General features: G+C 63.3%; 21 protein-coding genes and 1 other RNA gene. 10 read left to right on the top strand and 12 right to left on the bottom strand.

From position 1 onward, the window contains the following. Position 1: 1 nt before the first annotated feature. From F6S12_RS06255 to F6S12_RS06240, 4 genes are read right to left on the bottom strand one after another with little or no spacing between them, the layout of a single operon-like run. Positions 2-487 (bottom strand): DUF4442 domain-containing protein, encoded by a 486-nt coding sequence (locus F6S12_RS06255; protein ID WP_011064140.1) that lies wholly within the window; start codon positions 485-487, stop codon positions 2-4. Next, complete coding sequence (gene ubiH / locus F6S12_RS06250) at positions 480-1,667, bottom strand: 2-octaprenyl-6-methoxyphenyl hydroxylase (RefSeq protein WP_011064141.1); 1,188 nt, start codon at positions 1,665-1,667, stop codon at positions 480-482. Before ubiH ends, F6S12_RS06255 begins: the two co-directional genes overlap by 8 nt. Continuing rightward, entirely contained in the window at positions 1,664-2,998 is a 1,335-nt protein-coding gene (pepP, locus tag F6S12_RS06245) for a Xaa-Pro aminopeptidase (RefSeq protein WP_015637430.1), read from the bottom strand. The genes ubiH and pepP overlap by 4 nt, the downstream gene beginning before the upstream one ends. 23 nt (positions 2,999-3,021) lie before the next feature. Further along, positions 3,022-3,579, bottom strand: coding sequence for a YecA family protein (locus F6S12_RS06240; RefSeq protein ID WP_011064143.1), 558 nt, complete (start codon positions 3,577-3,579; stop codon positions 3,022-3,024). A gap of 235 nt (positions 3,580-3,814) precedes the next feature. Between F6S12_RS06240 and F6S12_RS06235 the strand changes: the two genes are divergently transcribed. The 4 genes from F6S12_RS06235 (at position 3,815) to F6S12_RS06220 (ending at position 5,242) form a co-directional block, all read left to right on the top strand. Continuing rightward, positions 3,815-4,024 (top strand): TIGR02449 family protein, encoded by a 210-nt coding sequence (locus F6S12_RS06235; RefSeq protein ID WP_011064144.1) that lies wholly within the window; start codon positions 3,815-3,817, stop codon positions 4,022-4,024. Then, positions 4,021-4,344, top strand: coding sequence for a cell division protein ZapA (locus F6S12_RS06230; RefSeq protein ID WP_011064145.1), 324 nt, complete (start codon positions 4,021-4,023; stop codon positions 4,342-4,344). Before F6S12_RS06235 ends, F6S12_RS06230 begins: the two co-directional genes overlap by 4 nt. Before the next feature lie 23 nt (positions 4,345-4,367). After that, positions 4,368-4,546: non-coding RNA, 6S RNA (gene ssrS / locus F6S12_RS06225), on the top strand. A 90-nt stretch (positions 4,547-4,636) separates the two neighbouring features. Beyond that, positions 4,637-5,242, top strand: a complete 606-nt coding sequence (locus tag F6S12_RS06220; RefSeq protein WP_315868789.1) for a 5-formyltetrahydrofolate cyclo-ligase — start codon at positions 4,637-4,639, stop codon at positions 5,240-5,242. A gap of 33 nt (positions 5,243-5,275) precedes the next feature. Here the strand turns inward: F6S12_RS06220 and F6S12_RS06215 are convergent, their stop codons facing one another. After that, a complete protein-coding gene (locus tag F6S12_RS06215; protein WP_015637431.1) occupies positions 5,276-5,425 on the bottom strand; it encodes a hypothetical protein in 150 nt (49 codons plus the stop codon). A 196-nt stretch (positions 5,426-5,621) separates the two neighbouring features. Between F6S12_RS06215 and F6S12_RS06210 the strand changes: the two genes are divergently transcribed. The 4 genes from F6S12_RS06210 (at position 5,622) to F6S12_RS06195 (ending at position 11,066) form a co-directional block, all read left to right on the top strand. Beyond that, entirely contained in the window at positions 5,622-6,071 is a 450-nt protein-coding gene (locus F6S12_RS06210) for an EVE domain-containing protein (protein WP_015637432.1), read from the top strand. Positions 6,072-6,259: 188 nt separating this feature from the next. Further along, positions 6,260-7,225: an HlyD family secretion protein gene (locus tag F6S12_RS06205; RefSeq protein ID WP_015637433.1), complete on the top strand. Its 966-nt coding sequence runs from the start codon at positions 6,260-6,262 to the stop codon at positions 7,223-7,225. Then, positions 7,222-9,948, top strand: coding sequence for a ribosome-associated ATPase/putative transporter RbbA (gene rbbA / locus F6S12_RS06200; RefSeq protein WP_041120353.1), 2,727 nt, complete (start codon positions 7,222-7,224; stop codon positions 9,946-9,948). Before F6S12_RS06205 ends, rbbA begins: the two co-directional genes overlap by 4 nt. Continuing rightward, positions 9,948-11,066, top strand: coding sequence for an ABC transporter permease (locus tag F6S12_RS06195; RefSeq protein ID WP_011064150.1), 1,119 nt, complete (start codon positions 9,948-9,950; stop codon positions 11,064-11,066). The genes rbbA and F6S12_RS06195 overlap by 1 nt, the downstream gene beginning before the upstream one ends. Before the next feature lie 91 nt (positions 11,067-11,157). Here the strand turns inward: F6S12_RS06195 and F6S12_RS06190 are convergent, their stop codons facing one another. After that, entirely contained in the window at positions 11,158-11,565 is a 408-nt protein-coding gene (locus F6S12_RS06190; protein WP_011064151.1) for a flagellar basal body-associated protein FliL, read from the bottom strand. Positions 11,566-11,723: 158 nt separating this feature from the next. Here F6S12_RS06190 and F6S12_RS06185 point away from each other — a divergent pair, with 158 nt between their 5' ends. Next, the gene (locus tag F6S12_RS06185; protein WP_053154452.1) at positions 11,724-12,701 is read left to right on the top strand and encodes an NADPH:quinone oxidoreductase family protein; all 978 of its coding nucleotides are present in this window, start codon (positions 11,724-11,726) and stop codon (positions 12,699-12,701) included. A gap of 16 nt (positions 12,702-12,717) precedes the next feature. Here the strand turns inward: F6S12_RS06185 and F6S12_RS06180 are convergent, their stop codons facing one another. The 5 genes from F6S12_RS06180 to trxA form a co-directional block, all read right to left on the bottom strand. After that, positions 12,718-13,368 carry a gamma-glutamylcyclotransferase gene (locus F6S12_RS06180; RefSeq protein WP_011064153.1) on the bottom strand — a complete coding sequence of 217 codons (651 nt, stop codon included), beginning with the start codon at positions 13,366-13,368 and terminating at the stop codon, positions 12,718-12,720. Positions 13,369-13,582: 214 nt separating this feature from the next. Next, a complete protein-coding gene (locus F6S12_RS06175; protein WP_011064154.1) occupies positions 13,583-14,551 on the bottom strand; it encodes a CDP-6-deoxy-delta-3,4-glucoseen reductase in 969 nt (322 codons plus the stop codon). Further along, entirely contained in the window at positions 14,551-16,017 is a 1,467-nt protein-coding gene (gene ubiD, locus F6S12_RS06170) for a 4-hydroxy-3-polyprenylbenzoate decarboxylase (protein WP_210457893.1), read from the bottom strand. Before ubiD ends, F6S12_RS06175 begins: the two co-directional genes overlap by 1 nt. 125 nt (positions 16,018-16,142) lie before the next feature. Continuing rightward, entirely contained in the window at positions 16,143-17,402 is a 1,260-nt protein-coding gene (gene rho, locus F6S12_RS06165; protein WP_011064156.1) for a transcription termination factor Rho, read from the bottom strand. Between the two features lie 247 nt (positions 17,403-17,649). Beyond that, positions 17,650-17,979 (bottom strand): thioredoxin TrxA, encoded by a 330-nt coding sequence (gene trxA / locus F6S12_RS06160; RefSeq protein WP_003206727.1) that lies wholly within the window; start codon positions 17,977-17,979, stop codon positions 17,650-17,652. A gap of 374 nt (positions 17,980-18,353) precedes the next feature. Here trxA and ppx point away from each other — a divergent pair, with 374 nt between their 5' ends. After that, the gene (gene ppx, locus F6S12_RS06155; protein WP_011064157.1) at positions 18,354-19,856 is read left to right on the top strand and encodes an exopolyphosphatase; all 1,503 of its coding nucleotides are present in this window, start codon (positions 18,354-18,356) and stop codon (positions 19,854-19,856) included. A gap of 174 nt (positions 19,857-20,030) precedes the next feature. On the opposite strand, the gene ppk1 is transcribed toward ppx, so the two are convergent. After that, entirely contained in the window at positions 20,031-22,250 is a 2,220-nt protein-coding gene (ppk1, locus tag F6S12_RS06150; protein WP_077934942.1) for a polyphosphate kinase 1, read from the bottom strand. Positions 22,251-22,268: the final 18 nt, after the last annotated feature.

Below are 22,268 nucleotides of genomic sequence, written 5' to 3'. Positions count from 1 at the left end.
TTTAGGCCTGTCTCACTGGCGGCTTGAGCCGCACATAAAGGGTTTTATCGACCCGCGCCACCAGGGTGCCGGAGCCGTCATGAATCTCTACCTGCCACTGCGGCAGGTACTTCTCGCCCGTTGCGGTCTGCTGGCGAACATCGTCGAGCAGCGCCTGGTCGATACTGAGCCGGGCAAACACCGGCCCTCTGCCCGGGGCGATGAAATCGATGGTCGCGGCCTTGTCCCAGACGATGTAGTCGGGGCCCAGGTTCTCCATCAGCATCAGCATGAAGAACGGGTCCACCATGGAATACAGGCTGCCGCCGAACTGGGTGCCGACATAGTTGCGGTTGTACCAGCCCAGGCCCATGCAGACCTGGACGTCACGGAAATCTGCGCTGATGTGCCGAACCCGCACGCCAGCCCCGAGGTAGGGCGGGTACAGGTTCAACACCCAGCGCAACAGGCGGGCCTTGCCGAACCGCCGGGTCAGCCAGTCACGCATCCGGGCGAGTGCCCAGGCCCATGGCCTGGCGAGCGAACCAGCGTTTGGCCGGTGGCAGCAGGTCCAGGCCGAGCAGGCCCAGGTTGCGCCCCACGGACAGCAGCGGCAGTTTGCTGCCGAACAGCCGGGTGACCTGATCGGAGAAGCCCACGGTCAGGTTCTGGTCCAGGCGCTGACGTTCGCGGTAGGCCTGCAGCACGGCAAAATCCCCCGGCAGTGCTTCGCTGGCCAACAAGGCGTCCGCCAGGGCCTGGGCATCGCGCAGTGACAGGTTGAAGCCCTGGCCGGCGATCGGATGCAGGCTGTGGGCCGCATTGCCCAGCACCACCAAGTGGGGGCGCACCTGTTCCTCGGCTTCCACCAGGGACAGCGGGTAGAGGTGGCGGGCGCCGACTTGTTTCAGGGTTCCCAGGCGGTAGCCGAACACACCCTGCAATTCACTGAGGAAGCTGCGCTCGTCCAGGTCGGCCAGACGCTGTGCATCCATGCCCTGGCGGGTCCAGATCAGTGCACAGCGATTATCCGGCAGCGGCAGCAAGGCCATTGGGCCATCGTCGGTGAAGCGCTCGAAGGCCATGCCGTTGTGGGCTTCGCTGGGGGTGATGTTGGCAATCAGCGCACTCTGGTTATAGGGGCGGTTCTTGACCCCGATGCCCAGTTGTTCGCGCAGGCCGGAGCGGCCGCCGTCGGCCAGCACGGCGAGATCGCATTCCAAGGTGGTTTCGTCGTTCAGGGTCAGGCGATAGCCGCCTGCCAGGGGCTCCAGACGGGTGACTTCGGCCGGGCAGCGCCAGCTGATCACGTCCTTGTCCAGCCCTTGCCACAGGCATTGGCCGAGCCAGGCGTTTTCCACCACATAGCCCAGGGCCGGCACCCCTTCTTCCATGGCCGACAGGCGCGCGGTGGAGAACCGCCCACGGTCGGACACGTGAATCTGCTTGATCGGCTCGGCACGCCGGGAGATCGCCTGCCACAGCCCCAGGCGCTGGTAGATCTGCCGGGCGCCAAAGGACAGGGCCGAGGAGCGGGCGTCGTAGCTGGGCTGGAAACTGTCGCCCGGGGCGAAGGGCTCGATCAGCACGATCTTCCAGCCCCGGGCCTTGGCCCCGGCCTGCAGCGCCAGGGCCAGGCTCGCGCCTACCAGACCGCCACCGATGATGGCCAGATTGACCCGGCTCATGACGCCTGGGTCCGCGCAGCGGCCATCAAGGCCTCGATCTCGGCCACGCTCTTGGGCACGCCACCTGTCAGAATTTCACAGCCCTGCTTGGTCACTACCACGTCGTCCTCGATGCGCACGCCGATGCCGCGCCACTTCTTCGCTACCTGCTGGTTGTCCGGGGATATGTAGATGCCCGGCTCCACGGTCAGCGCCATGCCGACCTCCAACACCCGCCACTCGCCGCCGACCCGGTACTCGCCGACGTCGTGTACATCCATGCCCAGCCAGTGTCCGGCACGGTGCATGTAGAACGTCTTGTAGGCCTCGCTGGCAATCAGCTGGTCCACATCGCCTTCCAGCAGGCCCAGTTGCACCAGGCCGGCGGTGATCACCTGGACCGTCGCCTCATGAGCCTGGTTCCAGTGCTTGTTCGGGGCGATCTGGGCAAACGCCGCTTCCTGGGAAGCCAGCACCAGTTCGTAGATCGCCTTCTGCTCCGGCGAAAACTTGCCGTTGACCGGCCAGGTGCGGGTGATATCGCTGGCATAGCAGTCGATCTCGCAACCGGCGTCGATCAGCACCAGGTCACCGTCCTTGAGCACGGCGTCATTCTGCTGGTAATGCAGGATGCAGCTGTTGCGGCCCGCCGCGACGATCGAGCCATAGGCCGGCATCTTCGCCCCGCCCTTGCGGAATTCGTAATCCAGCTCGGCTTCCAGGCTGAACTCATGCAACCCGGGACGGCTGGCCTGCATTGCGCGGATATGGGCCTGGGCGGAGATCCGTGCGGCCTCGCGCATCACCTTCACTTCTGCCGCCGATTTATACAGGCGCATGTCGTGCAGCAGATGATCCAGGGCAACGAATTCGTTCGGCGGCTGGGCGCCGAGGTGCGCTTTAGAGCGGATCACGTTGATCCAGTCCATCAGGTGACGATCGAATTCGGGGTTGCTGCCCATGGCCGAGTAAACCCGGTCGCGGCCTTCGATCAAGCCCGGCAGGATGTCGTCGATATCGGTGATGGGAAATGCGTCATCGGCACCGTAGTCGCGAATCGCGCCCTCCTGGCCGGCCCGCAAACCGTCCCAGAGTTCGCGCTCCGGGTTGCGCTCGCGACAGAACAGCACGTACTCGCCGTGCTCCCGGCCGGGGATCAGCACGATCACCGCCTGGGGCTCGGGAAACCCGCTGAGGTACTGGAAATCGCTGTCCTGGCGGTAGACGTGCTCCACATCGCGATTGCGAATGGCCACGGCCGCCGCCGGCAGGATCGCGATGCTGTTGGGCTCCATCTGCGCCATGAGCGCCTTGCGGCGACGGCTGTATTCCGCTTTCGGGATATGAATCATGGGCGGACGCAGTTCCCTGTCAGTCAGTGCAGAGAAGGCTTGGCAGCCGGCGCAACGGTCTTGTTGGTCTCGGTGAACAGCAGCAGAGGCGCAACCCGCAGGTACTCCATCACTTCCATGTAGTCGCTTTCACCGTCATCGGATTCCTCCAGCGCGTCCTGGACCTGAGCAATGGCTGCAAGGTCCTGCAACACTTCCGTGGCCTCGACGCTAAGGGCACTGCTGTCGCGGGAGTTGAGGCCGAAACCGGCGAGGAAGCCCTGGCACCACTGGCCCAGGGCAGCGGCACGCTCGGCCAGGGGGGCGTCGTCGCTGGGCAGCAGCAGGACCACGGTCATGTCATCGCTGGTGAGCTCGCCCTTGACCATCTCCTGCAGGCCGATCAAGGCGCTGCGCACGTTGTCTTGCGGCTCGCCTTCGAGCAGTTCGGCGGCGTCCACCAGCCAGCCGTCGACTTCGAAGCCGGCGCCGGCGCAGCTGCGACCCAGCAACAGGCCGTGCAGCTCGGCAGGAGAAACAGGATGACCGCTGCTGCTGAGCAGGGTGGCGAAGGCGTTGTACGGGGAATTCTGAATGGGCATGGGCAGCTAGGCGCCAAGCGGCGCAATGTCTAGAATGAAGGCCTTGTATCGTAGGGCGTGTCATCATTCATTGCCAGCGCCGCGTTGTGCTTTGCGCCCCGTTACAGTGGCCCGCAGGGCCTCGGGCGACAGACAGATTGCCGACCGGACAACGCCAGATGCGCCACGACTGCTCAGGCCATTGAGGCGCTGCCCAGCCAGTTGCCACTCATCAGACCAACTTCAGTGGGACACAATGGAAGACACCGACCTGCACGCACTGATGGCCAGACTCGAACTGCTTATTACCCGGGTCGAGCAACTAAAGAGTCAAAACGCACTCTTATTAGCTCAGGAAAAGACCTGGCGCGAGGAACGCGCGCACCTCATTGAAAAAAACGAAATCGCCCGGCGTAAGGTCGAATCGATGATTTCGCGCCTCAAGGCCCTGGAGCAAGACTCATGAGTTCAAGCAATAGCGTTACCGTGCAGATCCTCGACAAAGAGTATTCGATCATCTGCCCCCAGGAAGAGCGCAGCAATCTGGTGAGCGCCGCCCGTTACCTGGACGGCAAGATGCGCGAGATCCGCAGCAGCGGCAAAGTCATCGGCGCCGATCGCATCGCGGTCATGGCCGCCCTGAACATCACCCACGACCTGCTGCACCGCCAGGAGCGTCCGGATGTGCAGGCCAGCGCCACCACCCGGGAACAGGTGAGGGATCTGCTGGAGCGTGTTGACCTGGTTCTGGCCACCGATTCGGACACAAGCAAAGCTGATTCCTGACAGCGGTTGCGGTATACTCCCGCCGCTCCCTGGGGTGCTTGCCAGTTGGCGATGTCCCTGAGCCGATTCGCACTACCCTGGAAGTTGCACGTTGGGCTGGTGTGCATGTCCGCTAGACGGAAAGCCTTAAAGCCTGCTGCATCTTCCGCCTTGAACTTTCGGGTTCAAGGGCTAAGTCGACAGCGGTTCGCCTGGGGAGCCTGAATTGTCAGCCAATGCCAGTTATCCATGCTGGCATTGGTTTTTCCGGGTAGGCTGTTCTGCCAAATCCGACCTTCTCATAGCCTCTTTCATGACCGAACCTGCGCCGCTTTCCCGCCCGCAACTTCGCCGCATGCTGCGCAAGGCCCGTCGCGCCCTGAGCCCTGCCGAGCAACGCCAGGCAGCCCTTGGCCTGTACCGCCAACTGGCCCAGGACCCGGTGTTTCGTCGGGCACGGCACCTGTCCCTGTATCTGCCCACCGACGGTGAAATCGACCCGCGCCTGCTGCTGCGTGCCGCCCAGCGCCGGGGCAAGGCCACCTACCTGCCGGTGCTCAGCGCCTGGCCCCGGACCAAGATGGTTTTCCAGCGCGTCCTCCCGGGAGAAACGCTGCGGCCCAATCGTTTTCGCATTCTCGAGCCCCGGGCCAATTGCGCGCGGCAACGCAAGGTCTGGGCCCTGGACCTGGTGCTGCTGCCCCTGGTTGGCTTTGATGAAGAAGGTGGACGCCTGGGGATGGGTGGCGGCTTTTATGACCGCAGCCTGGCCTACCTTGCGCGGCGCCAGAACTGGCGCAAGCCGAAGCTGCTGGGGCTGGCCCATGAATGTCAGAAAGTCGGAAAGCTGGACCAGGCCAGTTGGGATGTACCCTTGCACGGTACGGTGACGGATCGGAGGTGGTACTTCGCTCGATAGGTGCCGCGGTCGATCAGCGGCACCCGAGCGGGTTCAGCGCTTGAAAGGCTGCGGCTGCTGTTGTGCGATTTCGATGGGAGCATCGGTCTTGCTGGCCCATAAGCTCTGCGCATAACCGGTGGTCACAACGCCCAAACCGAACAAAATAACCAAAATCCATAGTAAATCCGGTTGGCGTTTCATCGATTGCCCCCCCTCAGGCAAATCACACACGCTCCAAGCATGGTTTCCATAACAGGCCATGCAGCAGCGTCAAGCTTAAAATCCCGGCATTCTGCGATAACGTGAACCGACACGCAAATGCTGACGTCAACCGACCGTCGGTTTGTCATAAAATTGCCCGACAACCTGCCCAATCACCCTTTGGAGGGTAAGAAAGATGGCCTATTGGCTGATGAAATCCGAGCCCGACGAACTCTCGATCCAGGGTTTGCAGCAACTCGGCCAAGCCCGTTGGGACGGGGTGCGCAATTACCAGGCGCGCAACTTCCTGCGCGCCATGGCGGTAGGCGACGAGTTCTTCTTCTACCACTCCAGCTGCCCGGAACCGGGTATCGCCGGCATCGGCCGGATCATCAAGGCCGCCTACCCGGACCCCACCGCCCTGGAGCCGGACAGCGTCTACTTCGACCCCAAATCCAGTGCCGAAAAGAATGCCTGGAGCGCCATCGACGTGGCCCATGTGGAAACCTTCACCAAGGTGCTGCGCCTGGATTACCTCAAGCAGCAGGCAGCTCTCGCCGAAATGCCTCTGGTGCACAAAGGCAGCCGCCTGTCGGTCATGCCGGTCACCGCCGAACAATGGGCTGCCGTACTCGCCCTGCGCTGACCACCCAGCCCCCCTGGCGCCGGGAGTCGGATCTGTCCACGGCGCCAGCCCGAACGTTTTTTTGCCCCGATCATCATGCAGCCTGCAAACAATAGGTTTAGGCTTGGCCCTTTCATTTGACGGGCATCAAGCCGTAGAAAGCCTTGAGCCGTCAGACTTGGACGCTATTGCCGCAGGACGCAGAACACATGTCGACGAACCACCGTTCCTCCCGCCTTTTTGCTGTTTCCCTGTTGATTCTGTTACTCGCCGCCGGTGCTTTCGGCTACTGGAAATCCCTCCAGGATCGCCTGCCCGAAGGCCTGAGCATGGGCAACGGCCGGCTCGAAGCCACCGAAGTGCAGATCGCCAGCAAGATCCCCGGGCGCCTGGCGGAAGTGCGGGTCAACGAAGGCGACAAGGTGCTTCAAGGCCAGTTGCTGGCACGCATGGACACCCGCACCCTGGAAGCCCAGCGCAATCAGGCCGAGGCCGAAGTGCTGCGCGCCCGAGAGAACCTGTCCGCGGCCGAAGCCAATGTGCAGTTGCGCCAGAGCGAACTGCTGCTGGCCAATCAGGAACTCAGGCGCTCTCAGGAGCTGTTCAAGCGCGGCTTCGCCAGCCAGCAGATCATCGACCAGCAGCAGGCCCGCCTGAACACCGGCAACGCAGCAGTCCTGGCGGCCCAGGCCCAGGTCGCAGCGGTGAAGGCCGCCATCGGCGCCGCCCAGGCCCAGGTTGCCCAGCTCACCAGCGAAATCGACGACAGCAGCCTGCGGGCGCCCATCGACGGCATCATCCAGCTGCGCCTGGCCGAACCCGGCGAAGTGCTGGGCGCCGGCGGCCGTGTGCTGCTGCTGATCGACCCCAATGACCAGTACATGAACCTCTACCTGCCGGCTTCGGTCACCGGCCGCCTGACCGTTGGCGACGAGTCGCGGATCCTCCTCGACGCCCTGCCCAACCAGCCCCTGCCGGCGAAGATCAGCTTCGTCGCGGCCAAGTCCCAATTCACCCCCAAAGAGGTGGAAACCCGGGACGAGCGCCAGAAGCTGGTGTTCCGGGTCAAGGTGCGCCTGACTCAACCCGCCGCCGTGCCCCAGGCCAAACCGGGCATGCCCGGCGCCGGTTATGTGCGCACCGCTCCCGTGGACTGGCCGGCCAACCTGCAATGAGCGCCCTGGCGCTGCAAGCGAACGGCATCAGCCATCGCTACGGTTCACAGCAGGCCCTGAGCGACATCAGTTTCAACCTGCCAGCGGGCACCCGCTGCGGCTTGATCGGCCCGGACGGTGCCGGCAAGTCGAGCCTTCTGGGGCTGATCGCCGGGGTCAAGAAACTTCAGCAGGGCGAACTCGACGTACTCGGCGGGCCGATCTCGCAACGGCGCCACCGCAGCAGCCTCTATCCGCGCATCGCCTTCATGCCCCAGGGCCTGGGGGGCAACCTGTATCCCGAGCTGTCCATCAGCGAGAACATCCGCTTCTTCGCCACCCTGTTCGGCCTGCCCAAGGATGAATGCGAACAGCGCATGCACAGCCTGTTGCTGGCCACCGACCTGCTGCGCTTCGCCGAACGCCCGGCGGGCAAGCTGTCCGGCGGGATGAAGCAGAAGCTTGGCCTGTGCTGTGCGCTGATCCACGAACCGGACCTGCTGATCCTCGACGAGCCCACCACCGGGGTCGACCCCCTGTCGCGCCGGCGTTTCTGGGAATTGGTCGAAGACGTACGCCGGCAACGCCCGCAACTGACCCTGCTGGTGGCAACCGCCTACATGGAGGAGGCCGAACAGTTCGAACACTGCCTGATGCTCGACCAGGGCAAGTTGATCGCCCAGGGCCTGAGCCAGGAGCTGGCGCAGATCACCGCCAGCGGCAAGCTGGACGACGCCTTCACCCATTTCCAGGGCGACAGCGGTCATGACAACCAGCCCCTGGTGATTCCGCCGCGTTCCGGCGACAACCAGGACATCGCCATCGAGGCCCATGAGCTGACCCTGCGCTTCGGCGACTTCACCGCGGTCAACAAGGTCAGCTTCGCCATCGGCCGCGGGGAGATCTTCGGTTTCCTCGGTTCCAACGGCTGCGGCAAGACCACCACCATGAAGGTCCTCACCGGGCTGATGCCCGCCAGCGAGGGCAGCGCCAAGCTGTTGGGCAACCCGGTGGACGCCAAGGACCTGGCCACCCGCAAGCGGGTCGGTTTCATGTCCCAGAGCTTTTCCCTGTATGGCGAGCTCAGCGTGCGCCAGAACCTGGAACTGCACGCCCGCCTGTTCGACCTGCCGAAAGCCGAAAGCGGCCCGCGCATCGAGGAACTGATCCAGCGCTTCGACCTCGGGGCGATTGCCGAGCAGCAGTCCGGCGCCTTGCCTCTGGGCCTGCGCCAGCGCCTGTCGCTGGCAGTGGCAGTGCTGCACCGCCCGGAAGTGCTGATCCTCGACGAGCCCACTTCCGGGGTCGACCCGGCGGCCCGAGACGACTTCTGGCGCCTGCTGATCGAGCTGTCCCGGGAACAGGGAGTGACCATCTTCCTGTCCACCCACTTCATGAACGAGGCCCAGCGCTGCGACCGCATTTCGCTGATGCACGCCGGCAAGGTGCTGGCCTGCGACACCCCGGCGGCGCTGCAGCAACAGTTTGCCGGCGACACCCTGGAGGCCGCCTTCGTCCGCTGCCTGGAAGAGGCCCAGGGCACGCCGGACACACCTGCGCCATCACCGGAGGCGGCTACCCCCACCGCTGCCGGCACCCTCGCCGCCCCGCGTTCGGGCCTGAGCCTGGCGCGCCTGCTGGCGGTGGCCAGCCGCGAGGGCAAGGAACTGCTGCGGGACAAAGTGCGCCTGGGCTTCGCCCTGCTGGGGGCGATCTTCATGATGGTGATCTTCGGCTATGGCATTTCCCTGGACGTGGAGAAACTGGCCTTCGCCGTCTACGACCAGGATCAGACGCCACAGAGCCGTGCCTACCTGGAAGCCTTCCGCAGCTCACGCTACTTCGAGGAGAAACCGACCATCCGCAGCTCCGCCGAACTGCATCGGCGCCTGCAACGCTCGGAGATCAAGCTGGCCCTGGAGATTCCTCCCGGCTTTGGCCGTGACCTCTATGCCGGACGCCAGCCCGCGGTGGCGGCCTGGCTGGATGGCGGCATGCCGTTTCGTGCGGAAACCAGCCGCAACTATGTCGAGGCCGTGCACCAGGCCAACCTCGAGCTGCTGGCGGAACAAAGCAGCCCGGCCCTCAGCACCAGGCCGGCGGCCAAGCTGGAAACGCGCTTTCGCTACAACCAGGACGTGGTCAGCGTGAATGCCATCGGCCCCGGGGTCATGGCGCTGATCCTGGCGTTCATTCCGGCGATGCTCACGGCCCTGGGCATCGTCCGCGAAAAGGAGCTGGGCTCGATCACCAACTTCTACGCCACGCCCCTGACCCGCCTGGAGTTCCTCCTTGGCAAACAGGCGCCCTACCTGGCCGTCAGCCTGATCAACCTGGCCCTGCTGGTGGCCATGAACCGCTGGCTGTTCGGCGTGCCCTTCAAGGGCAGCGGCCTGACCCTGGCCCTGGGCGGCGTGCTCTATGTGCTGGCCACCACCAGCATGGGGCTGCTGATCTCGGCGTTCACCCGCACTCAGATCGCAGCGATTCTGGGCACCATGATCATCACCAGCCTGCCCACCATCCAGTTTTCCGGGCTGATCGTGCCGCGCTCGTCCCTGGAAGGCTCGGCGGCGGTCATGGGCCAGCTGTTTCCCGCCGGTTACTTCCTCGACATCGCCGTCGGCACCTTCACCAAGGCCCTGGACCTGCGCGAACTCTGGCCCCAGTGCCTGGCGCTGGTGGGCTTTTTCCTTGGTTTCACCGGGCTCAGCCTGGTCATGCTGAAAAAGCAGGAGGTCTGATGAATCGTCTCGCCCATATCCTGCGCCTGGGCTTGAAGGAGCTCACCAGCCTGCGCCACGACAGCGTGCTGCTGCTGTTCTTGATGTATGCCTTCACCGTGGCCATCTACCTGCCCGCCGCCGGCTCGGTGATCGGCGTGCACAACGCCAGCGTGGCCCTGGTGGACGAAGATCACAGCGCCCTCTCCCGGCAACTGGCCGAAGCGCTGCAACCCCCCGAGTTCCAGGTCCCGGTGCCGCTGCCCTATGACCAGCTGGACTCGGTGATGGACAGCGGCCAGTACACCTTTGTGATCAATGTTCCGGCCAACTTCCAGAGCGACTTGCTGGCCGGGCGCCAGCCTGCGGTACAGGTCAACGTCGATGCCACCGCCATGAGCCAGGCCTTCATGGGCGCCGGCTACATCGGCCGGATCTTCCAGCGCGAGCTGCTCACCTACGCCAACCAGGCGGACGCCACCAGCAAGGCCCCGGCACTGCTGACCACCCGCGCCCTGTTCAATACCAACCTGGAGGGCGGCTGGTTCCTGGCGGTGATCCAGATCGTCAACAACATCACCATCCTGGCCATCGTGCTCACCGGCACCGCGCTGCTGCGCGAACGCGAGCACGGCACTCTCGATCACCTGCTGGTACTGCCGCTGACAGCGCTGGAGATCATGCTGGCCAAGGTCTGGAGCAACATGCTGGTAGTGGTGCTGTGCACCTGGGTATCGCTGGAGGTGATAGTCAAGGGTGTGCTGGGGGTGCCGCTGGCGGGGTCCATGGCGCTGTTCCTGATGGTTACTGCGCTCTATCTGTTCGCCAGTACCGCCCTGGGGATCTTCCTCGCCACCCTGGCCCGCTCGACCCCGCAGTTCGGCCTGCTGGCGATTCCGGTGATCATCCCGATGCTGCTGCTGTCCGGCGGCAGTACGCCGCTGGACAGCATGCCGCAGTGGCTGCAGTGGGTGATGCAGGGTTCGCCGTCGACGCACTTCGTCAGCCTCAGCGCGGCGATCCTGTTCCGCGATGCGGGAGTCAGTGTGGTCTGGCCCGACCTGCTGGCCCTGGCGACCATCGGCCTGGTGTTCTTCGCCATCGCCCTGGCGCGCTTTCGCAAGAGCCTGGCTTCATGACCCACACCACGTAGGAGCCGGTTTGCCGGCGAAGGGCCGCAGGGACGCCTTCGCTGGCAAGCCAGCTCCTACGCCTGTAGCGGGGGCAGGCTTACTGAATGATCAGGTTGTTGAACAGCAGGTCTTCCACCACCGGCTTGCCGGTTTCGTCGTTCATGACTTGCTGCACCTGCTTGAGGGCCTCCTGGCGCAGCTTTTCCTTGGCTTCGACGTTATTCATGGTGTCGCTGGTCTGCTGGGCGAACAGCGCCACCAACTGGTTGCGTATCAGCGGCTCGTTGGCCTTGACCGCCTGGGCCGAGGCGTCGCCGGTTACCCGCAGGGCCACGTCGGCCTTGTAGACCTTGAGTTTAGGGCCGCCGTCCAGGCCGTAGTTGCCCACGAAGGGTGGGTTCAGGCTGATGTAGCTGACTTTCGGTGCTTCACCTTCTTTGGCCTCTTCGGCCATCGCTGCCATGGGCAGGGAGAGGGCCAGCAGCAACATGATCCACGCTTTCACAATTCGCTCCTTAATCCGGTTTGCGGCCTAGCATAAAGGCCCGCCCGCCTGAGCCCAAGCACAAGCTTATGGCTGGTCATCAGGACCGGGCATGCTCGTTGACCGCCTGATTCACACTCCTACACTTATCGGCCACCACTCCCAAAGGAATAGCCCTGATGAAAGCCGTGCTGTGCAAAGCCTTCGGCCCTGCCGAAACGCTGGTGCTGGAAGAGGTCGCAAGCCCCGTGCCGAAGAAGAACGAGATCCTGCTGCAGGTGCATGCCGCAGGCGTCAACTTCCCGGACACCCTGATCATCGAGGGCAAGTACCAGTTCAAGCCGCCATTCCCCTTCTCCCCGGGGGGCGAAGCGGCCGGCGTAGTCAGCGCAGTGGGTGAGAAGGTCGGCCACCTCAAGGCCGGTGACCGGGTCATGGCCCTGACCGGCTGGGGCAGCTTCGCCGAGCAGGTGGCCGTCCCCGGTTACAACGTGCTGCCGATTCCCGCCGCCATGGACTTCAATACAGCCGCCGCCTTCAGCATGACCTACGGCACCTCGATGCACGCCCTCAAGCAGCGCGGCAACCTGCAGCCCGGTGAAACCTTGCTGGTGCTTGGTGCCTCGGGCGGGGTCGGGCTGGCCGCCGTGGAAATCGGCAAGGCCATGGGCGCCCGGGTGATTGCCGCTGCCAGCAGCGCGGAAAAGCTCGCCGTGGCCAAGGCTGCCGGTGCCGATGAGCTGATCAACTACAGCGAAAGCAGCCTGAAGGACGAGATCAAGCGCCTGACCGGCGGCAATGGCGCGGACGTGATCTACGACCCGGTGGGCGGCGACCTGTTCGACCAGGCCATCCGCTCCATCGCCTGGAACGGCCGGCTGCTGGTGGTGGGGTTCGCCAGCGGGCGCATCCCCGAGCTACCGGTGAACCTGGCCCTGCTCAAGGGTGCAGCGGTGGTGGGTGTGTTCTGGGGCTCCTTCGCCCAGCGCCAGCCCCAGGACAACGCGGCGAACTTCCAGCAACTGTTCGGCTGGTTCGCCGAGGGCAAGCTCAAGCCGCTGGTCTCCCAGGTCTATCCGCTGACGGAGGCTGCGCGAGCCATCGATGATCTCGGCCAGCGCAGAGCGGTGGGCAAGGTCGTGGTGCAGGTGCGCTAAGACCGGCTACAGGGCCTCAATGGGCGTCCGCCCCCTTGCAGCGCTTGAGCCGCGCCTCCAGGTTGCGATCCGGCATGGCGTGGCTGCGCAGGGCCTGGACCGTCTGTTCGACATAATCGCGGGTGGTGCCATACCGCCCGCAAGCGCTTTCGAACACCTGGTTCAGGACATCGTCCGGCAGATTGCCGGCATAGCTGGGCAGGTGTCGCTCCAGCACAAAGCCCAGGGCCTGAACCTGGCTGCCATCCTCAAGGCGGCAGTTGAGCCAGTGCGGGCGATAGGAGGGATAAGGCATTTCACGCTGCCACAGGGCGTACAGCGAGGCGTCCAGTTGCTCTTCCGGCAGCCGATAGGCGAAGCCGCTGCAGGAGCCGCCACGATCCAGGCCGAACACCAGCCCCGGCAGCTCCGGCGTGCCGCGATGCTCGTGGGACCACAGGTACAGGCCGCGATGATAACCATGCACTCTGCCCCGCTTGCGTTCGACCGCCGAGCATTCCGGCCGCCAGATCAGTGAACCGTAGGCGAACAGCCACACCGGCCCACCCTTGTGCCGGGCCATGGTGGATTGCATGGAACTGCGAAGTTGGTCGTGCGTCAGCTGCGGGCCCAGATCGAGCCGCGGAGGGTAAGCCAGATTCAGATAACTGGATTCAAGGGCTGTCATGGCGAATAGCGTTCGGCTCCCCGCGTAAAAGAAGTTACTTAATAGAACGCTTGGCAGTAACTGCAAGACACATGAGTTTCAAGGCAAGTTAAGTGCCACTAAGCAGTGGCACTTAAGTTGGAGGCTTATATATAACCTACCGGCATTTATTTAATTAGATAAATACCGTTAGGCTATATACAGAGTTATAACGCGCCGCGCAGGCCCGATGCAGTCAGGGCCGCGGGGCGTAGGCAAACACGTCGGCGCGCATTTGATGGGCATCCATCCCGGCACTCACCAGCGCATCCAGGGTGGCGTAGATCATCGCCGGCGAGCCGCTGGCGTAAACGTGTACCGCCGACAGGTCGGTAATGTCCTCGCACACCGCTTCATGCAGCATGCCGCAGCGCCCCTCCCAGCCACACAGGTCGCTGACCACCTTGTGCAGGTAGAGGTTGGGCAGTTGCTGCCACTCGTCCCAGTGTTCCAGCTGGTAGAAATCTTCCGGCCGGCGCACGCCCCAATACAGGTGCACCGGATGCTTGAAGCCGGCGGCCCGACAATGCTCGATCAGGCTGTGCATCTGCGCCATGCCGGTACCGGCGGCGATCAGCACCAGCGGCCCATCCGGCAACTCGGCCAGGTGGGTGTCGCCAAAAGGCAACTGCACCCGAGCCATGCGGTTGCGCTGCAGTTGCTCCATCAGGCTTTGCGCACTGTTCTCGCGCACCAGCACATGCAGTTCCAGATCTCGCCCGCTGTGAGGCGCCGATGCCAGGGAAAAGGCCGACTTCTCACCGTTGTCCCGCTCCAGCATCAGGTACTGCCCTGCGTGATAGCGCGGCGGCTTGCCGGCCGGTGCCCGCAGCCTGACCCGCCAGACATCGCCGCCGACCTCCAGGCATTCAGTAAGCTGACACGACAGGCTGCGCACCGGCAATTCTCCCAGCGCAAGGACGCCATCCCACAGCACGATGCAGTCTTCCAGCGGCTCTGCAATGCAAGTGTAGAACTCGCCGTGATCACGCACGTCGCCAGCTTGCTGCACGCTGCCCTCCACCAGCAGCGCCGCACAGACATGACAGTTGCCATTGCGGCAGCTCTGCGGGCATTCATAGCCCAGGCGCCGCGCCGCATCGAGAATCCGCTCGCCGGGCAGCGTCTCAAGCACGGCTCCGGAGGGCTGCAAGGTTACACGCATCAATCTATTCCTAACTGATTCCAGATGGCATCGATCCGGCGGGTGACCGCCTCATCCTTGACGATGACCCGGCCCCACTCTCGGGTGGTTTCTCCAGGCCACTTGTGAGTCGCATCGAGCCCCATCTTCGAACCCAGGCCAGACACCGGCGAGGCGAAGTCGAGGTAGTCGATCGGGGTATTGTCGATCATCACTGTGTCGCGCTTGGGGTCCATGCGCGTGGTGATGGCCCAGATCACATCGTTCCAGTCCCGGGCGTTGATATCGTCGTCGGTGACGATAACGAACTTGGTGTACATGAACTGTCGCAAAAACGACCAGACACCCAGCATGACCCGCTTGGCGTGGCCCGGGTACTGCTTCTTCATGGTCACCACCGCCATGCGGTAGGAACAGCCTTCGGGGGGCAGGTAGAAGTCGGTGATTTCCGGAAACTGCTTCTGCAGGATCGGCACGAAGACCTCGTTCAGCGCGACGCCGAGGATCGCCGGCTCATCGGGCGGCCGGCCGGTGTAGGTGCTGTGGTAGATCGGCTTGATGCGGTGGGTGATGCGCTCCACGGTGAACACCGGGAAGCTGTCGACCTCGTTGTAGTAGCCGGTGTGGTCGCCGTACGGGCCTTCATCGGCCATCTCGCCGGGATGGATCACCCCTTCAAGGATGATTTCAGCCGTGGCCGGAACCTGCAGGTCGTTACCGCGGCACTTCACCAGCTCAGTGCGGTTGCCCCGCAGCAGGCCGGCAAAGGCGTATTCGGAAAGGCTGTCCGGCACCGGGGTCACGGCGCCGAGAATGGTCGCCGGGTCCGCGCCCAGCGCCACCGACACCGGGAACGGCTGGCCCGGGTGCTTCTCGCACCACTCGCGGTAATCCAGCGCGCCGCCGCGGTGGCTCAGCCAGCGCATGATCACCTTGTTGCGGCCGATCACCTGCTGACGATAGATACCCAGGTTCTGCCGGTCCTTGTTCGGGCCCTTGGTCACGGTCAGGCCCCAAGTGATCAGCGGGCCGACATCGCCCGGCCAGCAGGTCTGCACCGGCAGCATGCCAAGGTCGACGTCGTCGCCTTCGATCACCACTTCCTGGCACACCGCATCCTTGACCACCTTGGGCGCCATGGAAATGATCTTGCGGAAGATCGGCAGCTTGGACCAGGCGTCCTTGAGCCCCTTGGGCGGCTCCGGCTCCTTGAGGAACGCCAGCAGCTTGCCGATCTCGCGCAGTTCGCTGACCGCTTCGGCGCCCATGCCCAGGGCCACGCGCTCGGGGGTGCCGAACAGGTTGCCGAGCACGGGGATGTCATAACCGGTGGGTTTTTCAAACAGCAGGGCCGGGCCTTTGGCACGCAAGGTGCGATCGCAGACCTCGGTCATTTCCAGCACTGGGGACACCGGAACCTGGATGCGCTTGAGTTCCGAGCGCTGTTCCAGGCCGCTGATAAAGTCGCGCAAGTCGCGATACTGCATGCGTGAGCCTCGTTTTCGCCGTGGCATTCGGGGCAGGCAGTTTAGCGCCGAACCCACAGGTTCAGAATAGAGAATGTCAGATAGCAAAAAGCCGGGTTTCCCCGGCTCTTGCTGGCCTGATCGATTTACTTGCGTTTCATCGACAGGAAGAACTCATCGTTGGTCTTGGTCTGTTTCAACTTGTCGACCAGGAATTCGATGGCAGCGACTTCATCCATGGGATGCAGCAGCTTGCGCAGGATCCACATGCGCTGCAGCTCGTCGTCGGCGGTCAGCAACTCTTCGCGGCGAGTGCCGGAACGGTTGATGTTGATGGCCGGGAAGACGCGCTTTTCAGCGATCTTGCGGTCCAGGGGCAGTTCCATGTTGCCGGTACCCTTGAACTCTTCGTAGATCACTTCATCCATCTTCGAGCCGGTTTCAACCAGCGCGGTGGCGATGATGGTCAGCGAGCCGCCTTCCTCGATGTTCCGCGCGGCGCCGAAGAAACGCTTCGGTTTCTCCAGGGCGTGGGCATCGACACCACCGGTCAGGACCTTGCCGGAGCTCGGGATCACGGTGTTGTAGGCACGGGCCAGACGGGTGATGGAGTCCAGCAGGATCACTACGTCCTTCTTGTGTTCGACCAGGCGCTTGGCCTTCTCGATCACCATCTCGGCCACTTGCACGTGGCGGGTTGGCGGCTCGTCGAAGGTGGAGGCGACCACTTCGCCGCGCACAGTGCGCTGCATTTCGGTCACTTCTTCCGGACGCTCGTCGATCAGCAGCACGATCAGATGAACTTCAGGGTTGTTGCGCGTGATGTTCGACGCGATGTTCTGCAGCATGATGGTCTTGCCCGCCTTTGGCGGAGCAACGATCAGACCACGCTGGCCTTTACCGATCGGGGCGCACAGATCGATCACACGACCGGTCAGGTCTTCGGTGGAACCGTTGCCGGCTTCCATCTTCATGCGCACGGTCGGGAACAGCGGCGTCAGGTTTTCGAACAGAATCTTGTTCTTGGCGTTCTCTGGGCGGTCGTAGTTGATGGTATCGACCTTGAGCAGCGCGAAGTAACGCTCGCCTTCCTTGGGAGGGCGGATCTTGCCAACGATGGTGTCACCGGTGCGCAAGTTGAAGCGACGGATCTGGCTTGGCGAGACGTAGATATCGTCCGGGCCAGCGAGATAGGAGGCGTCAGCAGAGCGAAGGAAGCCGAAGCCGTCCTGGAGGATCTCCAGCACGCCATCACCGGAGATTTCCTCACCGCTTTTCGCGTGCTTTTTCAGCAGGGAGAAAATCACGTCCTGCTTGCGCGAACGGGCCATATTTTCTATGCCCATCTGTTCGGCCAATTCGAGCAGTTCGGTAATCGGCTTTTGCTTGAGTTCAGTCAGATTCATATAGGAATGACGTAATCATTTATAGAGGGGGGAAATTAAGCTTTTGGCTTAATGAGGCCGCGCCGCAGAGAAGGCGACAGGATCGCGTACTAATTCGAAAAGGAGAGCGTCGGCGACGGCTTGCAGGGGGCAATGGAGAAACCAGTGCGGGGCCGAATGTAACACCTGAGTTTCGGAGCGTCTAGCCCTCAATTACGAAAAAGCCCCGCATTTTGCGGGGCTTTTCCAGGGCACTGAAAATCGACGCTTAGATGTTGGCGTCGAGGAAGGCAGCCAGTTGCGACTTCGACAGTGCGCCAACCTTGGTAGCTTCGACGTTGCCGTTCTTGAACAGCATCAGGGTCGGGATACCACGCACGCCATGCTTGGCCGGGGTTTCCTGGTTCTCGTCGATGTTCAGCTTGGCAACGGTCAGCTTGCCCTTGTAGGTTTCAGCAATTTCGTCCAGAACCGGAGCGATCATTTTGCATGGGCCACACCACTCGGCCCAGTAGTCGACCAGTACAGCGCCTTCGGCTTTGAGTACGTCGGCCTCGAAGCTGGCGTCGCTGACGTGTTTGATAAGATCGCTGCTCATGGAATTCTCCAGGTTGTAAGCAAAAAAACGTGGCCCATCATATCTGCCCTTCCCGCGTTCAGGAAGCCGGAGATGATTGACTCTAACTATGGTGCCCCACGAGTTTGGGTATAGCTCAGCTGGGGACGTTACGCGGGTTGCACAGGCCATTCGGCAACCCCGGCCGGCACCGCGCACCTGTTGCAGCAGGGTCTTTGCCTGGCTGCCAAGGAGCGGCTCGCCCGATTGAACGGGATCTTTCCTGGCCAGGGAACCGCCGGCCCACCGCCCCGGCGCAGGCTTTTATGCGTTGAATCAACGCATTGGACACTGCGCGTTGGCGCGAGCCGTTGATCGTGGCAGGATGGCGAGGTTATCGACCGAGACCCCCAACCATGCCCCAATCCCAAGCCAAGAATCTGTCCCTGATCGCCGCGATCGATCTGGGCTCCAACAGCTTTCACATGGTCGTGGCCAAGGCCCGGAACGGTGAAATCCGCATTCTCGAGCGGCTCGGAGAAAAGGTTCAACTGGCCGCCGGCATCGACGAAGAACGCCAGCTCAACGAAGAATCCATGCAGCGCGGTCTCGACTGCCTCAAGCGCTTCGCCCAACTGATCAACGGCATGCCCCAGGGCACGGTGCGCATCGTCGGCACCAACGCCCTGCGCGAAGCCCGCAACCGCGGCGAGTTCATTCGCCGTGCCGAGGAAATCCTCGGCCACCCGGTGGAAGTCATCTCCGGCCGTGAAGAAGCCCGCCTGATCTACCTCGGGGTGTCCCACACCCTCGCCGACACCCCGGGCAAGCGCCTGGTGGCCGACATCGGCGGCGGCAGTACCGAATTCATCATCGGCCAGCGCTTCGAACCCCTGCTGCGCGAGAGCCTGCAGATGGGCTGCGTAAGCTTCACCCAGCGCTATTTCCGCGATGGCAAGATCACCCCTGCCCGCTATGCCCAGGCCTACACCGCCGCACGCCTGGAGATCATGAGCATCGAACATGCCCTGCATCGCCTGACCTGGGACGAAGCCATCGGCTCGTCCGGAACCATTCGTGCCATTGGCCTGGCCCTCAAGGCCGGCGGCCAGGGTAGCGGCGAGGTCAACGCCGAAGGGCTGGCCTGGCTCAAGCGCAAGCTGTTCAAGCTCGGCGACGCCGAGAAGATCGACTTCGAAGGCATCAAGCCCGACCGCCGGGCGATCTTCCCCGCCGGCCTGGCAATTCTCGAAGCGATCTTCGATGCCCTGGAACTGCAACGCATGGATCACTGCGAAGGCGCCCTGCGTGAAGGCGTGCTCTACGATCTGCTGGGCCGCCATCATCACGAAGACGTCCGCGAACGCACCCTCAGCTCGCTGATGGAGCGTTACCACGTCGACCTGGAACAAGCCTCGCGCGTTGAAGGCAAGGCCCTGCGCGCCTTCGACCAGGTGGCCGCGGACTGGGACCTGGAAGACGGCATCTGGCGCGAACTGCTGGGCTGGGCGGCCAAGGTCCATGAAGTGGGGCTGGACATCGCCCACTATCACTACCACAAGCACGGTGCCTACCTGATCGAGCACTCGGACCTGGCGGGTTTCTCCCGGGAAGACCAGCAGATGCTGGCTCTCCTGGTGCGCGGCCACCGCCGCAACATCCCCAAGGAAAAATTCGCCGAGTTCGGCGACGACGGCATCAAGCTGATCCGGCTGTGCGTGCTGCTGCGTTTCGCCATCCTCTTCCATCACATCCGTGGCACCCAGCAAATGCCTCAGGTGAGCCTCAGCGCCCTGGGCGATCAGCTGGACGTGGAGTTCCCGGAAAACTGGCTGGATGAAAACCAGCTGACCCAGGCCGACTTCGCCCTGGAGGCCGAATGGCTGACCCGGGTGGGCATCGTGCTCAACGTCAACTGACCCTGCCACGGAGCTGCAGGAGCCGGCTTGCCGGCGAAAAGGCCGCTACCCCTTGCATCGCCCTCAGGGGCGCCTTCGCTGGCAAGCCAGCGCCTACAGTTCTTGCAAGCCGCACAAAAAAGGCCAGCCCGGTGATCGGGCTGGCCTTTTTATTATCGGCGACGCCTAACGCGCTTAGCGCACCGGCAGTACCGGGCTGCCAAGGCGCTCCAGCAGGGTTGCCTGCGCACTGCGCGGGTTCTGGTTGCCGGTCGGCGTATTGCGGATATAGCGGCCGTCGGACTGCAGGCTCCAGCTGTGGGTGTTGTCGGTGAGATAGCTCTCCAACTCTTTCTTGACCCGCAGGATCAGCTTCTTGCCTTCCACCGGGAAGCAGGTCTCGACCCGCTTGTCGAGGTTGCGCTCCATCCAGTCGGCACTGGAAAGGAACATCTGCTCCTCGCCGCCGTTGAGGAAGTAGAACACTCGGGTGTGCTCCAGGAAGCGCCCGATGATCGAGCGCACATGGATGTTGTGCGAGACCCCGGCAATGCCCGGACGCAGGCAGCACATGCCACGCACCACCAGGTCGATGCGCACGCCCGACTGGCTGGCCTTGTACAGCGCGCGAATGATCTTCGGATCGGTCAATGAGTTGAACTTGGCGATGATGTGCGCCGGTTTGCCGTCCAGGGCGAACTGAGTCTCCCGGGCGATCATGTCGAGCATGCCCTTCTTCAGGGTGAACGGCGCATGCAGCAACTTCTTCATGCGCAGGGTCTTGCCCATGCCGATCAGCTGGCTGAACAGCTTGCCCACGTCCTCGCACAAGGCATCGTCGGAGGTCAGCAGACTGTAGTCGGTGTACAGACGGGCGTTGGCCGCGTGGTAGTTGCCGGTGCCCAGGTGCGCATAACGCACGATCTCGCCGGCTTCGCGACGCAGGATCAGCATCATCTTGGCGTGGGTCTTGAACCCCACCACGCCGTAGATCACCACCGCACCGGCCGCCTGCAGACGGCTGGCCATCTGCAGGTTGGACTCTTCGTCAAACCGCGCACGCAATTCGATCACCGCGGTGACCTCCTTGCCGTTGCGCGCCGCGTCCACCAGGGCGTCGACGATCTCCGAGTTGGCGCCGCTGCGGTACAGGGTCTGGCGCACTGCCAGCACATGCGGGTCCTTGGCAGCCTGGCGCAGCAGGTCGACCACCGGGGTGAAGGATTCGAACGGGTGCAGCAGCAGGATGTCCTGCTTGCTGATGACGCTGAAGATGTTCTCGCTGTTCTGCAGCAGCTTGGGGATCTGCGGGGTGAACGGGATGTATTGCAGCTCCGGGTGGCTGTCCAGGCCGGTGATGCTGAACAGCCGCGTCAGGTTCACCGGGCCGTTGACCTGGTACAGCTCGGTCTCGTGCAGGTTGAACTGCTTGAGCAGGTAGTCCGACAGGTGCTTGGGGCAGGTGTCGGCCACTTCCAGGCGCACCGCGTCACCGTAGCGACGGGAGAACAACTCGCCGCGCAGCGCACGGGCCAGGTCTTCGACGTCCTCGGTGTCCACTGCCAGGTCGGCGTTTCGGGTCAGGCGGAACTGATAGCAGCCTTTTACCTTCATGCCCTGGAACAGGTCATCGGCGTGGGCGTGGATCATCGACGAGAGGAACACATAGTTGTCGCCAGGGCCGCCGACTTCTTCCGGCACCTTGATGATCCGCGGCAGCAGGCGCGGCGCGGGGATGATCGCCAGGCCCGAATCGCGCCCGAAGGCGTCGATGCCTTCCAGCTCGACGATGAAGTTCAGGCTCTTGTTCACCAGCAATGGGAACGGGTGCGTCGGGTCCAGGCCGATGGGGGTGATGATCGGCGCGATCTCGTCGCGGAAATAGCGGCGAACCCAGGTCTTGAGCTTGGTGGTCCAGTAGCGGCGACGGATGAAGCGGATCTGATGTTTTTCCAGTTCCGGCAACAGGATGTCGTTGAGGATCGCGTACTGGCGGTCGACATGCCCGTGCACCAGTTCGCTGATGCGCGCCAGCGCCTGGTGCGGCTGCAGGCCGTCGGCACCGGCCTGTTCGCGAGCGAAGGTGATCTGCTTCTTCAGGCCCGCCACGCGGATCTCGAAGAACTCGTCCAGGTTGCTGGAGAAGATCAGCAGGAACTTCAGGCGCTCCAGCAACGGATAGGACTCATCCAGTGCCTGCTCCAGCACGCGGATGTTGAATTGCAGCTGCGACAGCTCGCGGTGGATGTACAGGCTGCTGTCATCCAGATTGGGAATGACGATGGCCGGTGCCGGTTGCGTCTCGGCCACCGCGGCCGGGGCCACTGGCTCCAGCTCCGGCGGGGTCTCCACCACTTGCTCGACCACCGGCTGAGCTTCTTTTACGGCAACTTCTGAGAGTCCTTCAGTATTCATCGCGTGTTCCTGGGAGGG

It is taken from the genome of Pseudomonas sp. JV245A (assembly GCF_032424515.1).
Classification (GTDB): Bacteria; Pseudomonadota; Gammaproteobacteria; order Pseudomonadales; family Pseudomonadaceae; genus Aquipseudomonas; species Aquipseudomonas protegens.
This window is presented reverse-complemented; position numbering and strand designations above follow the sequence as displayed.

Excerpts from the sequence above, each read along its gene's own strand:
- F6S12_RS06235 (WP_011064144.1), top strand. The coding sequence starts at position 3,815 with ATGGAAGACACCGACCTGCACGCACTGATGGCCAGACTCGAACTGCTT.
- F6S12_RS06185 (WP_053154452.1), top strand. The coding sequence starts at position 11,724 with ATGAAAGCCGTGCTGTGCAAAGCCTTCGGCCCTGCCGAAACGCTGGTG.
- F6S12_RS06175 (WP_011064154.1), bottom strand. The coding sequence starts at position 14,551 with ATGCGTGTAACCTTGCAGCCCTCCGGAGCCGTGCTTGAGACGCTGCCC.
- F6S12_RS06240 (WP_011064143.1), bottom strand. The coding sequence starts at position 3,579 with ATGCCCATTCAGAATTCCCCGTACAACGCCTTCGCCACCCTGCTCAGC.
- rho (WP_011064156.1), bottom strand. The coding sequence starts at position 17,402 with ATGAATCTGACTGAACTCAAGCAAAAGCCGATTACCGAACTGCTCGAA.
- F6S12_RS06180 (WP_011064153.1), bottom strand. The coding sequence starts at position 13,368 with ATGACAGCCCTTGAATCCAGTTATCTGAATCTGGCTTACCCTCCGCGG.
- F6S12_RS06230 (WP_011064145.1), top strand. The coding sequence starts at position 4,021 with ATGAGTTCAAGCAATAGCGTTACCGTGCAGATCCTCGACAAAGAGTAT.
- F6S12_RS06255 (WP_011064140.1), bottom strand. The coding sequence starts at position 487 with ATGCGTGACTGGCTGACCCGGCGGTTCGGCAAGGCCCGCCTGTTGCGC.
- trxA (WP_003206727.1), bottom strand. The coding sequence starts at position 17,979 with ATGAGCAGCGATCTTATCAAACACGTCAGCGACGCCAGCTTCGAGGCC.
- F6S12_RS06220 (WP_315868789.1), top strand. The coding sequence starts at position 4,637 with ATGACCGAACCTGCGCCGCTTTCCCGCCCGCAACTTCGCCGCATGCTG.
- rbbA (WP_041120353.1), top strand. The coding sequence starts at position 7,222 with ATGAGCGCCCTGGCGCTGCAAGCGAACGGCATCAGCCATCGCTACGGT.
- ppk1 (WP_077934942.1), bottom strand. The coding sequence starts at position 22,250 with ATGAATACTGAAGGACTCTCAGAAGTTGCCGTAAAAGAAGCTCAGCCG.
- ppx (WP_011064157.1), top strand. The coding sequence starts at position 18,354 with ATGCCCCAATCCCAAGCCAAGAATCTGTCCCTGATCGCCGCGATCGAT.
- F6S12_RS06215 (WP_015637431.1), bottom strand. The coding sequence starts at position 5,425 with ATGAAACGCCAACCGGATTTACTATGGATTTTGGTTATTTTGTTCGGT.
- F6S12_RS06195 (WP_011064150.1), top strand. The coding sequence starts at position 9,948 with ATGAATCGTCTCGCCCATATCCTGCGCCTGGGCTTGAAGGAGCTCACC.
- ubiD (WP_210457893.1), bottom strand. The coding sequence starts at position 16,017 with ATGCAGTATCGCGACTTGCGCGACTTTATCAGCGGCCTGGAACAGCGC.
- pepP (WP_015637430.1), bottom strand. The coding sequence starts at position 2,998 with ATGATTCATATCCCGAAAGCGGAATACAGCCGTCGCCGCAAGGCGCTC.
- ubiH (WP_011064141.1), bottom strand. The coding sequence starts at position 1,667 with ATGAGCCGGGTCAATCTGGCCATCATCGGTGGCGGTCTGGTAGGCGCG.
- F6S12_RS06205 (WP_015637433.1), top strand. The coding sequence starts at position 6,260 with ATGTCGACGAACCACCGTTCCTCCCGCCTTTTTGCTGTTTCCCTGTTG.
- F6S12_RS06210 (WP_015637432.1), top strand. The coding sequence starts at position 5,622 with ATGGCCTATTGGCTGATGAAATCCGAGCCCGACGAACTCTCGATCCAG.